At 66.1% G+C, this 14770-nt stretch carries 14 protein-coding genes; 9 read left to right on the forward strand and 5 right to left on the reverse strand.

Annotated features, from left to right (window positions below):
* The first annotated feature begins 48 nt into the window (after positions 1–48).
* From lexA to ACTG4X_RS19380, 9 genes are all read left to right on the forward strand, one after another.
* A complete protein-coding gene (gene lexA, locus ACTG4X_RS19340) occupies positions 49–732 on the forward strand; it encodes a transcriptional repressor LexA (protein WP_013541704.1) in 684 nt (227 codons plus the stop codon).
* 139 nt (positions 733–871) lie between these two features.
* A complete protein-coding gene (locus tag ACTG4X_RS19345) occupies positions 872–1237 on the forward strand; it encodes a hypothetical protein (protein WP_093056571.1) in 366 nt (121 codons plus the stop codon).
* A gap of 90 nt (positions 1238–1327) precedes the next feature.
* On the forward strand, positions 1328–2335 hold the full coding sequence (locus tag ACTG4X_RS19350; protein ID WP_093056570.1) for a D-2-hydroxyacid dehydrogenase family protein: 1008 nt from the start codon (positions 1328–1330) through the stop codon (positions 2333–2335).
* On the forward strand, positions 2332–3507 hold the full coding sequence (locus ACTG4X_RS19355; protein WP_440531663.1) for an MFS transporter: 1176 nt from the start codon (positions 2332–2334) through the stop codon (positions 3505–3507). Before ACTG4X_RS19350 ends, ACTG4X_RS19355 begins: the two co-directional genes overlap by 4 nt.
* Positions 3508–3646: 139 nt before the next feature.
* Positions 3647–5167, forward strand: coding sequence for a 3-hydroxyacyl-CoA dehydrogenase (locus tag ACTG4X_RS19360; protein WP_440531664.1), 1521 nt, complete (start codon positions 3647–3649; stop codon positions 5165–5167).
* A 9-nt stretch (positions 5168–5176) separates the two neighbouring features.
* Positions 5177–5956 (forward strand): oxepin-CoA hydrolase, alternative type, encoded by a 780-nt coding sequence (locus ACTG4X_RS19365; protein ID WP_093056567.1) that lies wholly within the window; start codon positions 5177–5179, stop codon positions 5954–5956.
* A 61-nt stretch (positions 5957–6017) separates the two neighbouring features.
* Complete coding sequence (locus tag ACTG4X_RS19370) at positions 6018–6737, forward strand: Crp/Fnr family transcriptional regulator (protein ID WP_093056566.1); 720 nt, start codon at positions 6018–6020, stop codon at positions 6735–6737.
* Between the two features lie 17 nt (positions 6738–6754).
* Entirely contained in the window at positions 6755–7861 is a 1107-nt protein-coding gene (locus ACTG4X_RS19375) for a phosphotransferase (protein ID WP_093056565.1), read from the forward strand.
* A 28-nt stretch (positions 7862–7889) separates the two neighbouring features.
* Complete coding sequence (locus tag ACTG4X_RS19380; protein ID WP_093175711.1) at positions 7890–9161, forward strand: acyl-CoA dehydrogenase family protein; 1272 nt, start codon at positions 7890–7892, stop codon at positions 9159–9161.
* A gap of 81 nt (positions 9162–9242) precedes the next feature.
* Here the strand turns inward: ACTG4X_RS19380 and ACTG4X_RS19385 are convergent, their stop codons facing one another.
* The 5 genes from ACTG4X_RS19385 to ACTG4X_RS19405 all read right to left on the reverse strand — a co-directional run bounded on the left by ACTG4X_RS19385 (position 9243) and on the right by ACTG4X_RS19405 (position 14742).
* On the reverse strand, positions 9243–9725 hold the full coding sequence (locus ACTG4X_RS19385) for a GNAT family N-acetyltransferase (protein ID WP_093073897.1): 483 nt from the start codon (positions 9723–9725) through the stop codon (positions 9243–9245).
* The gene (gene glmM / locus ACTG4X_RS19390) at positions 9722–11059 is read right to left on the reverse strand and encodes a phosphoglucosamine mutase (RefSeq protein ID WP_440531665.1); all 1338 of its coding nucleotides are present in this window, start codon (positions 11057–11059) and stop codon (positions 9722–9724) included. Before glmM ends, ACTG4X_RS19385 begins: the two co-directional genes overlap by 4 nt.
* Positions 11056–11874, reverse strand: coding sequence for a dihydropteroate synthase (folP, locus tag ACTG4X_RS19395; protein ID WP_440534409.1), 819 nt, complete (start codon positions 11872–11874; stop codon positions 11056–11058). The genes glmM and folP overlap by 4 nt, the downstream gene beginning before the upstream one ends.
* A 115-nt stretch (positions 11875–11989) precedes the next feature.
* Complete coding sequence (gene ftsH / locus ACTG4X_RS19400; RefSeq protein ID WP_093056561.1) at positions 11990–13906, reverse strand: ATP-dependent zinc metalloprotease FtsH; 1917 nt, start codon at positions 13904–13906, stop codon at positions 11990–11992.
* 167 nt (positions 13907–14073) lie between these two features.
* A complete protein-coding gene (locus tag ACTG4X_RS19405; protein WP_093056560.1) occupies positions 14074–14742 on the reverse strand; it encodes an RlmE family RNA methyltransferase in 669 nt (222 codons plus the stop codon).
* Between the last annotated feature and the right edge of the window lie 28 nt (positions 14743–14770).

Below are 14770 nucleotides of genomic sequence, written 5' to 3' on the forward strand. Positions count from 1 at the left end.
TAAAAATACAGGTACTGGATATCTAGCCAGTGCCGCAAGGAACCACATATGCAGTTCGCCGTGAAGCTTACAGCCCGCCAGCAGCAGATCCTGGACCTCATCCAGAGCGCCATCGCACGCACTGGTGCGCCACCCACGCGCGCCGAAATCGCCAATGAGCTCGGGTTCAAGTCGGCCAATGCCGCCGAAGAGCACCTGCAGGCACTAGCCCGCAAGGGCGTCATCGAGCTGGTGAGCGGCACTTCCCGCGGCATCCGCCTCAAGGGCGACGCCCTGCGCTCTCTCAATGAAACGCGCCACCGCGAGGGCGGCCAGTTCTCGCTCTCGCTGCCCGGCATGGCCCAACTGGCGTTGCCGCTCATCGGTCGCGTCGCAGCCGGCTCCCCCATCCTCGCGCAAGAGCACGTCGACCAGACCTATTACGTCGAGAACACGTTGTTCCAGCGCCAGCCCGACTACCTGCTCAAGGTGCGCGGCATGTCGATGCGCGACGCCGGCATCATGGATGGCGACCTTCTCGCGGTGCAAGCCACCAAGGAAGCGCGCAACGGCCAGATCGTGGTCGCGCGCCTGGGTGACGAAGTGACCGTCAAGCGCCTGAAGCGCAACAAGCAGGTCATCGAGCTGCACGCCGAGAACCCCGACTACCCGACCATCATCGTCCAGCCCGGCGAGCCTTTCGAAATCGAAGGCCTCGCGGTCGGGCTCATCCGCAACACCATGCTGATGTAGGCCCCGAGGCCTGCTTTCCGCAACCTCCCTCTCCGGCAGCAACAGGTGGCGGGCGTATGGCGAAGAGTCGCCATCACCCTGTCGCGGCCGATTCAAGAAATCCTGCCTGTGTTCAACCTCATACTTTTTTGGAGTTCACATGGGAATCGCCCTCCTCGCCATCGCTGATTTCTGGATGCCGCTGCAATCGCTGGCCAGCCGCCTGATGCCGGCACGCCGCCCACACCGCAGGGATCACCTCGACGCAGCTGAAACCTCGGCCGGATTGCGTTATGTGGCTGTACGCCCCGCCTGCACTGCCCGCTCCAGCGGCACTGCAACGCCCACAGCACCGGCGCGCCCGTTGCGCGTAGTCCGCGTGGTCGACGGCAAGGGCCAGCAGCACAGCAACCGCGTCGTGATCTCTGGCCGCATGGCCGACGTTTGCGCCGAACTCGACCGGCTGGCAGCACTCGAAACCGCCGAAACCATGGCCACGGCCCCGCGCTCGACACGCCTGCATTGAGCCCGAACACCCCTGCGAGCGGCTGTGGGGGCGGGTATCCAAACGTTCACGGGCACGACATTCCAATGCTGCGAGGCACAATGGCACGCTATGAACATTGTGATCCTCGACGATTACCAGGACGCCGTGCGCAAATTGCGCTGCGCCGCCAAGCTGGACGCGTACGCGGCCAAGGTCTACACCAACACGGTGAAAGGCATCGGGCAACTATCGGTCCGCCTCAAGGATGCCGACGTGATCGTGCTGATCCGCGAGCGCACCCATATCTCGCGCCAGCTGATCGAGAAGCTGCCCAAGCTCAAGCTCATCTCGCAGACCGGGCGCGTCGCCGGGCACATCGACGTCGCGGCCTGCACCGAGCGCGGCGTGGCGGTGGCGGAAGGCTCGGGCTCTCCGCAGGCGCCTGCGGAGCTCACCTGGGCGCTCATCATGGCTGCCATGCGCCGGCTGCCCCAGTACATCAGCAACCTCAAGCACGGTGCTTGGCAACAGTCAGGCCTCAAGTCGGCCTCGATGCCGCCCAACTTCGGGCTCGGCTCGGTACTCAAGGGCAAGACGCTGTGCATCTGGGGCTATGGCCGCATCGGCCAGCTGGTCGCGCGCTATGGGCAGGCCTTCGGAATGCAGGTCGTGATCTGGGGCCGTGAAGCCAGCTGCGCCAAGGCCCGCTCCGACGGCTTCCAGGTCGCGCAGAACCGCCACGAGTTCTTCGCCGCTGCAGACGTGCTGTCGGTGCATCTGCGGCTCAACGAAGAAACCAACGGCCTCATCACGCTGGAAGACCTCTCGCGCATGAAGCCGACAGCGTTGTTCGTCAACACCTCGCGCGCCGAACTGGTCGAAGCCGACGCCCTGCTCGCCGCACTCAACCGCGGCCGCCCCGGGCTGGCCGCCATCGACGTGTTCGAAAGCGAACCGCCGTTGCAAGGCCACGCGCTGCTGCGCCTCGAGAACTGCATCTGCACGCCGCACATCGGCTACGTCGAGCAGGAAAGCTACGAGAGCTATTTCGGGCAGGCCTTCGACAACGTCGTGAGCTACATCAACGGCAACCCCACGAACATCGTGAATCCCGGCGCGCTGCAGGTCCGCCGGTGAGCCGGCCGGCGCCACAGGGTGCGCTCTGGGCGTTGCTCGTCGGCAATTTCGTGATCGGCACGGGCGTGATGGTGGTGCCCGGCACCCTTAACGAGATCAGCGCATCGCTCTCGGTCACGGTCGCCACCGCAGGGCAACTGATCACGGCTGCCGCGGCGGTAATGTGCATCGGCGCTCCGTTGCTGGCCGCTGCGGTCGCGGGCTGGGACCGTCGGCAGCTGCTGGCCATCACCCTGCTCTGGTACGCCGCCGGCCACGTTCTCTGTGCGCTGATGCCGAGCTTCGGCGCCCTGCTGCCGGTGCGCATGCTCACGGTGATCGCGCCGGCCATCTTCACGCCCCAGGCTGCGGCCTGCGCCGGCATGCTGGTGCCGCCCGAGCATCGCGGACGCGCCGTCACCTTCGTCTTCCTCGGCTGGTCGATGGCATCGGTGCTGGGCTTGCCCATCGGCGCGCTGATCGGTGGGCATCTGGGCTGGCGCATGGCATTCATGGCAATCGCGGCGCTCAGTGTCGCGAGCGCGACATCGATCTGGCTCACCTTGCCGAGCGGCATCCGCCCTGCCGCACTGACCGCCGAAGCATGGTTGCGTGTGCTGCGCAGCCCGGTGCTGATGGGCATCGTGTCCGTCACGGCGCTGCAGGGCGCCGGCCAGTTCGTGTTGTTCAGCTATTTCGGGCCGATCCTCAAGCAGAGCTTCGGCGCCGACGCCACCACGCTGAGCGTGATGTGGGCGCTGTTCGGCGTTTGCGGGCTGATCGGCAACATGGTGGTCAGCCGGTACATCGACCGCGTGGGTGCCGGCCGCATGGTGCTGATCACGACCGTGCTGATCGCCTCGAGCCTTCTGGTGTGGCCACTGGCCTCCACGCTCGCCTGGCTGGCCGTTGTGCTCGTTCCCTGGGGCCTGGGTTGCTTCGCCACCAATTCGGCCCAGCAGGCCCGTCTGGTGGGCCTGGCGCCCGCGCTCGCGCCGGGCTCGGTAGCGCTCAACAGCTCCGGCATCTACACCGGCCAGGCCGTGGGCGCCGCGCTTGGCGGCTGGCTGCTCGCCAACGATGCGGGCGCCTGGATGAGCTGGGCCGGCCTGGGCCTGGTGCTGATCGCCATTTCGCTGAGCGTGGCTATCGACCGCAGCCGCGCCGCGCAGCCTGAAAACGCCTCCGCGTAAAACCCGTCACGCCCCGTCCGCACGGGGCTGCAAAATCGAAGCCTTCGACAGCAGCATCTGCGCGGCACCTGCGTCGACACCTGCATTGGCGCCTGCACGGCAGGCCCGGAACCACCCAACCAGTGAAAATCTCCAGCAAATGACAGTGAACTACTCCCGAATCGGCGTCATCGGCGCCGGCGCCATGGGTCGCGGCATCGCGCAGATCGCCGCCCAGGCGGGCAGCGAAGTGCTGCTGCTCGACAGCTTCGCGGGCGCCGCAGAACGCGGCCGCGAAGCCCTCGTCGCCCAATGGAACAAGCTGCACGAGAAAAACAAGATCGACGCCGCCACGCGCGATGCCCAGATTGCGCGCGTCAAGGCCGTCGATTCCATCCAGGCGCTGGCAGGCTGCGACCTTGTGATCGAAGCCGTGGTCGAAGACCTGGAAGTCAAGCGCAAGCTGTTCCGCGAACTCGAAGGCGTGGTGGCCGAGACCGCCACGCTGGTCACCAATACTTCTTCGCTCTCGGTGACGGCCATCGCGGCCGGCCTCAAGCGGCCCGAGCGCATCGCGGGCTTCCACTTCTTCAACCCCGTGCCGCTGATGAAGGTGGTCGAGGTGGTCGCGGGCTTCAAGACCGCGCCCGAGGTCTGCAAGCAACTGGCCGACTATGCGGTGCAGATGGGCCACAGCGCCGTGCAGGCGCAGGACACACCCGGCTTCATCGTCAACCACGCGGGCCGCGGCTACGGCACCGAGGCGCTGCGCATCGTCGGCGAAGGCGTGACCGACTTCGTGACCGTCGACCGCATCCTCAAGGACCAGGCCGGCTTTCGCCTCGGCCCGTTCGAGTTGCTGGACCTGACGGCGCTCGACGTGTCGCACCCGGTGATGGAATCGATCTACCACCAGTACTTCGAGGAGCCGCGCTTCCGCCCAAGCGTAATCACCGCGCAGCGCCTGGCCGCCGGCGCCCTGGGCCGCAAGACCAACGAGGGCTTCTACCGCTACAACGATGGCGTGATGCAGCAGACGCCCGAGCCGCCGCCGCCGGTGGTCGAGGGCACGCCTTCGGTCTGGGTGTCGCCGCGCGCAGCACGCCGCGCCGAGTTGCTGCGCCTGGTGAACACGCTGGGCGCGCAGATCGACAGCGGTGCCACGGCCGCGCCGCATTCGCTGATCCTGGTCGCACCGCTGGGCTTCGACGTGACCACGGTCGCCGCGGTCGAACGCCTGGACGCCACGCGCACCGTCGGCATCGACATGCTGATCGATGACGCCGCCACCAAGCGCCGCGTGCTCGCCACCAACCCCGCCACCCGCCGCGACATCCGCGATGCCGCGCACGCCCTCTTCGCGCGCGACGGCAAGGCCGTGAGCGTGATCCGCGACAGCGGCGGCTTCGTCACGCAGCGCGTGATCGGCACCATCGTCAACATCGCCACCGACATGTGCCAGCAGCGCGTGTGCACGCCGGCCGACCTCGAAACCGCGGTGCAGCTGGGTCTCGGCTATCCGCGCGGGCCGCTCGCCATGGGCAACCTCTACGGCCCGACCAACATGCTCGAAGTGCTGTTCAACCTGCAGACGGTCTACGGCGACCCGCGCTATCGCCCGAGCCCGTGGCTGCGCCGCCGCGGCGCGCTAGGCCTGAGCCTGCTGCACGAAGAAGAATAAAAACAAGCCATGACCGCCGAACTCAAAAGCACGAGCGAAGGCAGCACCATGGTGCTGACGATCGCCAACCCCACCCAGCGCAATGCACTGGGCCCCGAAATCTACGCCGCGGGCATCGAGGCGCTCAACGGCGCCGAGAACAGCGCCGAGATCCGCAGCGTCGTCATCGTGGGCGAAGGCTCATGGTTCTGCGCCGGCGGCTCGCTGCAGCGGCTTCTGGCCAACCGGCAGCTCGACCGCTCCGTACAGGCCGAAAGCATCGAGGGCCTGCACAACTGGATCGATTCGATCCGCACCTTTCCCAAGCCGATCATCGCGGCGGTCGAAGGTGCTGCCGCGGGCGCAGGCTTCTCGCTCGCGCTGGCCTGCGACTTCGTGGTTGCGGCGCGCGACGCCGTGTTCGCGGCCTCATACAGCAACGTGGCGCTGTCGCCCGACGGCGGCCTGAGCTGGCACCTGGGGCAGCAGCTGCCTCGCCAGTTGGCAAGCGAATGGCTGATGAACGGCGAGCGCATCGGCGCGCCGCGCCTGCATGCGCTGGGCCTCGTCAACGAACTCACCGAAAACGGCCAGGCGCTCGCGGGTGCGCTGGCGCTGGCCGCCAAGCTCAACGCGCGCGCGCCGAATTCGCTGGCCAGCATCAAGGAACTGCTCAGCGAGGCACGGGGCGCCACGCTGGCTTCGCAGCTGTCGCAGGAGCGCGACCACTTCGTGCGCAACCTGCACCATGCGAACGCGGGCATCGGCATCGCCGCGTTCCTCGAGAAGAAGCCGCCGCAGTACGAGTAACGCCAAACGGCGTCGCTCCCGTGACACCCCCCAGCTTTTCAGTCGCCGAGAGGACAGACCAATGGACGACCCCATTCTTACCATCGAAGAACGTGAAGCGATCAACAGTGGTCGCTGGTTTTCTTCTCTTTCTCCATCGCTACGGCACGACATCCTCCGATGCGCCTTTGTCAAACGCTACAAGGACGGCGACCTGATCGCTGCCCGCGGCGACCCGCCCGACCACTGGATTGCCTGCGCCAAGGGCGCGGTGCGCGTGAGTTCGACGGCCGTCTCGGGCAAGCAGGTAACGCTGACCTACGTGGAGCCGGGCATCTGGTTCGGCGACGTGGCGATGTTCGACGGGGACCGGCGCACGCACGACACCTACTCGCATGGCGACAGCACCATCCTGTGCGTGGCGCGGGCCGACTTCCAGAAGATCCTTGCCTCGCACGTGGAACTGTACGAAGCGCTGATGCGGCTGCAGGCGCGCCGCATCCGCACGCTGTTCGGGCTGGTGGAAGACCTCAACACCCTGCCCCTGCGGGCGCGGCTGGCCAAGCAGCTGATTCACCTCGTGCGCAGCTATGGCGTGCCGAACCTGGAAGACGGCAGCCAGATGCGCATCGGCCTGCAACTGGCGCAGGAAGAACTGGCACAGCTGCTGGGCGCGTCGCGCCAGCGGGTCAACCAGGAACTGAAGACCATGGAACGCGAGGGCACCATCCGGATCGAGCCGGGCGGCCTTGTGGTTCTGGACCGAGCAGCCTTGATGCGCGTCTCCGAAGCAGAGCACTGACAAACCAAAAAGCAGACATGAGCCAGGATTTCTCCAACTTCATCGGCACCCGTGCCGTCTCGCAACAGCACGCTTTCGATGTCGATGCGCTCGCGGCCTGGCTCGAGAAGAACCTCGACGGTTTCAAGGGCCCGCTGACGGTCGAGATGTTCAAGGGCGGCCAGTCGAACCCGACCTACAAGCTCGTCACGCCCTCACAGAGCTATGTGATGCGCGCCAAGCCGGGCCCGGTCGCCAAGCTGCTGCCCTCGGCCCATGCGGTGGAGCGCGAATTCAAGGTCATGAGCGGCCTGGCCGGCACAGACGTGCCCGTGCCCCGCATGTACTGCCTGTGCGAAGACGAGGCCATCATCGGCCGCGCCTTCTACGTCATGGAGTTCATGCAGGGCCGCGTGTTGTGGGACCAGTCGCTGCCCGGCTTCAGCAACGCCGAGCGCGCGGCTTACTACGACGAGATGAACCGCGTGATCGCGGCGCTGCACACGGTCGACTTCGCCGCCCGCGGCCTGGCCGACTACGGCAAGCCCGGCAACTACTTCGAGCGCCAGATCGGCCGCTGGAGCAAGCAGTACAAGGCCTCGGCCGACGGCGCCGGCGAGCTCTCGCAGCCCATCGAGGCCATGGAGCGGCTGATCGACTGGCTGCCCGCCCACATGCCGGCGAGCGCACGCGACGAAAGCAAGGTGTCGATCGTCCACGGCGACTACCGCCTCGACAACGTGATGTTTCACGCCACCGAGCCGCGCATCATCGCGGTGCTCGACTGGGAGCTCTCCACGCTGGGCCATCCGCTGGCCGACTTCAGCTACCACTGCATGTCCTGGCACATGCCGCCCAGCACGGGGCGCGGCATCGGTGGTGTAGATCTCGTCTCGCTGGGCATTCCCACCGAGAGCGAATACATCCGCCGCTATTGCGAACGCACCCGCATCAGCACGCCCGAGGCGCTGGCGCCCGACTGGAACTTCTACCAGGCCTACAACCTGTTCCGCATGGCCGCGATCCTGCAAGGCATTGCCAAGCGGGTCGAGGCCGGCACCGCGTCGAGCGAACAAGCCGTGGCCTCGGCCCGCGGCGCCCGCCCCATGGCCGAAATGGCCTGGCAGTTTGCCCAAAAGGCATAAGCCGCCCCACACCCACCAGGAGACGAAGATGGATTTCGAATACTCGGCCAAGACCAAAGACCTGCAGAAACGCGTCAAGGCGTTCATGGACGACCACATCTATCCGGCCGAAGCCGAGTACCACGCCGAACTGGCCGCCAACACGGTGGCCGGCAAGCGCTGGTCGGCCCTCAAGACGGTCGAGAAGCTCAAGGACAAGGCCAAGGCCCAGGGCCTGTGGAACCTGTTCCTGCCGGTCGACAGCGCCGCCGCCTCGGGCTATGAAGGCGCGGGCCTGACCAACCAGGAATACGCCCCGCTGGCCGAGATCATGGGTGCGGTGCCATGGGCGAGCGAAGCCTTCAACTGCTCGGCGCCCGACACCGGCAACATGGAAACCATCGCGCGCTACGGCTCGGACGAGATCAAGGCACGCTGGCTCAAGCCGCTGCTCGAAGGCCAGATCCGCTCGGCCTTCGCGATGACCGAACCCGAAGTGGCATCGAGCGACGCCACCAACATCTCCACGCGCATCGAACGCCAGGGCGACGAGTACGTCATCAATGGCCACAAGTGGTGGATTTCCGGCGCGGCCGATCCGCGCTGCGCGGTCTTCATCACCATGGGCAAGAGCGACCCCGACGCGCCCCGCCACTCGCAGCAAAGCATGATCGTGGTGCCGGCCGATGCCAAGGGCATCCGCATCGTGCGCCCGCTGAACGTGATGGGCTACGACGACGCGCCGCACGGCCACGTCGAGATGTACTTCGAAAACGTGCGCGTGCCGGCCGGCAACATGCTGCTCGGCGAAGGCCGCGGCTTCGAAATTGCACAAGGCCGCCTTGGCCCGGGACGCATCCATCACTGCATGCGCCTGATCGGCCTGGCCGAGCGCGCGCTCGAACTGATGTGCAAGCGCGCCTCGTCGCGCGTGGCCTTCGGCAAGACCGTGGCCTCGCAGACCGTGACGCAGGAACGCATCGCCGAAGCCCGTTGCAAGATCGACATGGCCCGCCTGCTCACGCTCAAGGCCGCCTGGCTGATGGATGTGGCCGGCAACAAGGTCGCCAAGAACGAGATCGCCATGATCAAGGTCGTCGCACCGTCGATGGCCTGCCAGGTGATCGACTGGGCCATGCAGGTCCACGGCGGCGGCGGCATGTGCGACGACTTCCCGCTGGCGGCCGCCTATGCCGGCGCGCGCACGCTGCGCTTTGCAGACGGTCCGGACGAAGTGCACCGCAACGCGATCGCCAAGTGGGAGCTGGGCAAGTACGCGCCGAACAAGGCCGACGCCGAAATGCCGGTGACGCGCTTCTGATTTGACTTGCTCCCTCTCCCCTTGGGGAGAGGGCTGGGGTGAGGGCCGACGGCGATTAATTCGTCTCGGCCCCTTTTCTTTTCAGAGCTTCTTCTGCAGGAAGACGGCGCTCCCGAACGCCGGATCGAGCTGGTAGCCCATGAACCCTTCGCGCTCGTAGGCGCGCAGCGCGGGCGCGTTGCCCGACAGCACTTCGAGCGTGAGCTTGCAGGCACCGCGCCTGCGCGCCTCCTGCTCCACCTGCGCGAACATCTTCTGCGCCACGCGCTGCCCGCGGTGGCTGGGCAGCACGACCACGTCGTGCACGTTCACCAGCGGTTTGCAGGCGAAGGTCGAGAAGCCCTCGATGCAGTTGACCAGGCCCACGGGCTGCCCACCGTCGTAAGCCAGCACGCTGAAGGCCTGGGGGCGCGCCGCCAGCGCCGCAGGCAGGCTCTTGCGCACATCCGCATCGAGCGGCGTGCCGCCGCCGGCCGGGTCGCTGGCATAGGCGTCGAGAAGGTCCACCAGAGCGGCAGCCTGCGCGGCGTCGCGGTAGTCAACCACGAAGGTTTCGATGCTCATTTGGCCGGCTCCAGCGTGGCGGCGAGGCGACTGGCGCACGACTCGGACTGCTTCGCATCGCGCGCCTCGACCATCACGCGCACCAGCGGCTCGGTGCCGCTCGCACGGATCAGCACGCGGCCGCTGTCGCCGAGTTCGGCCTCGATGCGCTGCGTTTCGCTGGCGAGCGCCTTGTTGGCTTTCCAGTCCTGGTCGGGCGCGAGGCGCACGTTGATCAGCGTCTGCGGGAACAGCGTGACGCCTTCGAGCAACTGCGCCACGGTCTTGCCGCTGCGTACGCAAGCCTGCAGCACCTGCAGTGCGCTCACGATGCCGTCACCCGTGGTGTGGCGGTCGAGTGCCAGCAGGTGGCCGGAGCCCTCGCCGCCCAGCAGCCAGCCGCGCTTGTCGAGTTCTTCGAGCACATAGCGGTCGCCGACCTTGGCGCGCACGAACTCGATGCCATGCCCGCGCAGCGCGACTTCGACGGCCTTGTTGGTCATGAGCGTGCCGACCACGCCCACCGGCTTTTCGCCGCGCGCGATGCGCTCTGTCACCATGAGGTAGAGCAGTTCGTCGCCGTTGAAGAGCCGCCCGCTGGCATCGACCAGCTGCAGGCGGTCGGCGTCGCCGTCGAGGGCAATGCCGTAGTCCGCCCGCTGCGTCGTCACCGCGGCTACCAGGGCCTCGGGATGCGTGGCGCCGAAGCCTTTGTTGATGTTGAGCCCGTCGGGCGAGACGCCGATGCTGGTCACTTCCGCGCCCAACTCGTGGAACACGTTGGGCGCCACCTGGTAGGCCGCGCCGTGCGCCGCATCGACCACCAGCTTCATGTCGCGCAGGGTCAGGTCGTTGGCGAAGGTGCTCTTGCAGAACTCGATGTAGCGGCCCGGCGCGTCGTTGAGGCGGCGGGCCTTGCCGAGATTGGCGGAGTCCACCCACACCGGCGCTTCTTCCAGTACGGCTTCGACGGCCAGTTCCCAGGCGTCGTCGAGCTTGGTGCCCTGCGCGCTGAAGAACTTGATGCCGTTGTCGGGGTAGGCGTTGTGGCTCGCACTGATCACCACGCCGAGGCTCGCGCGCTGGGCGCGCGTGAGGTACGCAACGCCAGGTGTGGGCAGCGGGCCGAGCAGGACCACGTCGACACCGGCCGAATTGAAGCCCGACTCTAGTGCCGACTCGAGCATGTAGCCCGAGATGCGCGTGTCCTTGCCGATCAGCACCGTAGGGCGTGACTGGGTCTTCTTGAGCACGCGGCCAACGGCGTGCGCTAGGCGCAGTACGAAGTCTGGCGTGATGGGCGCCTGGCCGACAGTGCCACGGATGCCGTCGGTGCCGAAATATTTGCGAGTCATGGTGTTGATGTCTGCTCTTGTGTTTGTTGTTGTGACTCTTGCGCCTTCATGGCGCGCCATACCGCGAGCGCGGCAACCGTGTCACGCACGTCATGCACGCGCACCACGGCCGCGCCCCGGTCTACCGCCAGCACGGCAGCAGCGACGCTGGGCACGATGCGCTCACCCGCCGCCTCGATACCGGTGACCGCGCCGATCGACGACTTGCGCGACCAGCCCAGCAACAGCGGATAGCGGGCGGCAAGCAGCTCGCGCTGGCGTGCCAGCAAGGCGAAATTCTGCGCCACCGTCTTGCCGAAGCCCACGCCGGGGTCGAGCGTGATGCGCGAATGGTCGACCCCCAGCGCGCGCAGAAGTTGCACCTGCGCCGTGAGGAAAGACAGTACCTCGGGGATCACGTCGCCCGCCATGGGCACAGCCTGCATGGTCTGCGGGTCGCGGTGCATATGCATCAGGCAGACGCCGCACGAAGGGTGTGCCGCAACGGCTTCACGCGCGCCCGGCTGCCGCAGCGCCCAGATGTCGTTGACGATGTCCGCGCCCAGGTCGAGCACCGCGCGCATCACCTCCGGCTTGTAGGTGTCGATGGAGATTGGCACGTTGAGCTTCACCGCCTCGCGCACCACGGGCAGCACACGCGCCAGTTCGGCGTCGAGCGGCACCGCGGGGCTGCCGGGGCGGGTCGATTCGCCGCCGATGTCGAGGATGTCGGCGCCCTCTTTCAGCAACTGCTCGCAGTGCTGCAGCGCCGCCTGGGTAGAAGCGTGGGCACCACCGTCCGAGAACGAATCGGGCGTGACGTTGACGATGCCCATCACGCGCGGCTGCGCGAGGTCGATGCGAAAGCGCGAGGTCTGCCACACCCCGCCGGATGGCGCCCCATGGAAAACGGGGCCAGAGGCCCCGTTGTTGCTTGATGCCAAGTCCACCTCAGGCCGCAGTGGGCGCCGGGTCAGGGTTGACTGCCGGCGTGCCGCCGCTGCCACCACTGCCCGAAGGCGGGATGCGCGGCGTCCAGTCCTTGGGCGGGCGCGGTGCGCGGCCGGCCATGATGTCGTCGAGCTGTTCGCTGTCGATGGTTTCCCATTCGAGCAGCGCCTTGGCCATGGCGTGCATCTTGTCGCTGTTCTCCTCGATCAGGCGGCGCGCCAGGGCGTACTGCTCGTCGATGATGCGGCGCACTTCGGAGTCGACCTTTTCCATGGTCTGCTCGCTCATGTTCGTGGTCTTGGTGACCGAACGGCCCAGGAACACTTCGCCTTCGTTCTCGGCGTAGACCATCGGGCCCAGCGCGTCGGTCATGCCGTAGCGCGTGACCATGTCGCGGGCGATGGAGGTCGCGCGCTCGAAGTCGTTGCTCGCGCCGGTGGTCATCTGGTGCATGAACACTTCTTCGGCAATGCGGCCACCGAACAGCATGCTGATCTGGTTCAGCATGTATTCGCGGTCGTAGCTGTAGCGGTCTTGCGCAGGCAGGCTCATGGTCACGCCGAGGGCGCGGCCACGCGGAATGATCGTGACCTTGTGGACCGGGTCGCACTTGGGCAGCAGCTTGCCGATGAGGGCGTGGCCGGACTCGTGGTAGGCCGTGTTGCGGCGCTCTTCCTCGGGCATGACCATGCTCTTGCGCTCAGGGCCCATGAAGATCTTGTCCTTGGCCTTCTCGAAGTCCTGCATCTCGACCACGCGCGCATTGCGACGGGCGGCCATCAGGGCGGCTTCGTTGCAGAGATTGGCCAGATCGGCGCCGGACATGCCGGGCGTGCCACGGGCGATCACGCTCGGGTTCACGTCCTGGCCCAGCGGAACCTTGCGCATGTGCACGCCGAGAATCTGCTCGCGGCCGCGGATGTCGGGCAGCGTGACGTACACCTGACGGTCGAAGCGACCGGGGCGCAGCAGTGCGGCGTCCAGGATGTCGGGGCGGTTGGTGGCTGCCACGACGATCACGCCGAGGTTGGTTTCGAAGCCATCCATCTCGACCAGCATCTGGTTGAGCGTTTGTTCGCGTTCGTCGTTGCCGCCGCCGAGACCGGCGCCGCGCTGACGGCCCACAGCATCGATTTCGTCGATGAAGATGATGCAGGGCGCGTTTTTCTTGGCGTTCTCGAACATGTCGCGAACACGGGCCGCGCCCACGCCGACGAACATTTCAACGAAGTCGGAACCCGAAATCGAGAAGAAAGGTACCTTGGCTTCGCCGGCGATCGACTTGGCCAGCAGCGTCTTGCCGGTGCCGGGAGGGCCAACCAGCAGCAAACCGCGGGGAATGCGGCCGCCGAGCTTCTGGAAGCGCTGCGGGTCTTTCAGGAAGTCGACCACTTCACGGACTTCTTCCTTGGCCTCGTCACAGCCCGCGACATCGGCGAAAGTGACCGTGTTGTTGTTCTCATCCATCATGCGGGCCTTGCTCTTGCCGAAGCTGAACGCCCCGCCCTTGCCGCCGCCCTGCATCTGCCGCATGAAGTAGATCCAGACGCCGATCAGCAGCAGCATCGGGCCCCAGCTGACCAGCAGCGTCATGAGCAGCGAGCTCTCTTCGCGCGGCTTGACGTCGAACTTGACGTTGTGGTCGATCAGGTCGCCCACGAGGCCACGGTCGAGCACCGTGGCGGTCGTGCGGATCTTGCGATCGTCATTGGTGACTGCGACGATCTCGCCGCCGGCAGCGCCCTCAGGAATGACGGCGCTCTTGACCTGGTTGTTGCGGACCTGGTCCAGAAACTCGGAGTAGCTGACTGTCCCCGAGCCGACGCCACCGCGGGTGTCGAACTGCTTGAACACAGTGAACAACACCATGGCAATGACGAGCCATACGGCAACTTTGGAAAACCACTGATTGTTCAAACGAAGCTCCAGGCTAAAGCGCGTGACAGTTAAATGAAAAAACGCGCTGTGGGTACGCAATTGCGCCCCATTTTAGGCTTTTCAAGCTACGAAAAGCGGGCATTTCCCTAATGCAGCCATAGCCTGACAAGGGTTTGCGCCACAAACGCACTCTCGGCGGCAAGGTATCAAGGCGTATCCGGGGCCTTCAGGCCCATGCCGACCAGGAAAGTCTCGGCTGATTTATCCCGCGACGCCTTGGGCTTGAAGGGCTTCACGATGCGGAAATTCGCCTTGAAGAGCTTCACCAGCTCGTCGTAGCCGCTCCCGTGGAACAGCTTTGCCACCAGCGCCCCCTCGGGCTTCAGGTGGTGCTGGGCAAAATCGATTGCAAGCTCGATCAGGTGCGCCACCCGGGCGGCGTCGGCCGAATGGATGCCCGACAGGTTGGGTGCCATGTCCGACACCACCAGGTCGGCCTTGCGGCCTGCCAAAACACCCAGCAACTGTTGCAGCAGCGCATCTTCGCGGAAATCCCCCTGCAGGAAGGTCACGCCCTCGATGGGCTCCATCGGCAGGATGTCGAGCGAAACGATGGTGCCATTCAACTCGCCGGCCGCAGCGCCGCCGGGCGACATGCGCCGGCGCAGGTACTGGCTCCAGGCGCCGGGAGTGGAGCCGAGATCCACCACCAGCTGGCCCGGCTTGACGAGACCGAGCGACTCGTCGATTTCCTTGAGCTTGTAGGCGGCGCGTGCGCGATAACCCTCCTTGGTGGCGAGCTTCACGTAGGGGTCGTTGATATGGTCGTGAAGCCACGCTTTATTGACTTTTTTGCTTTTGGCTTTGGTGCTCATGAGGGTCTTCGTGTACGCGTCGATAATA

The sequence above is a fragment of the Variovorax sp. YR566 genome (assembly GCF_051992195.1).
Taxonomy (GTDB): domain Bacteria; phylum Pseudomonadota; class Gammaproteobacteria; order Burkholderiales; family Burkholderiaceae_C; genus Variovorax.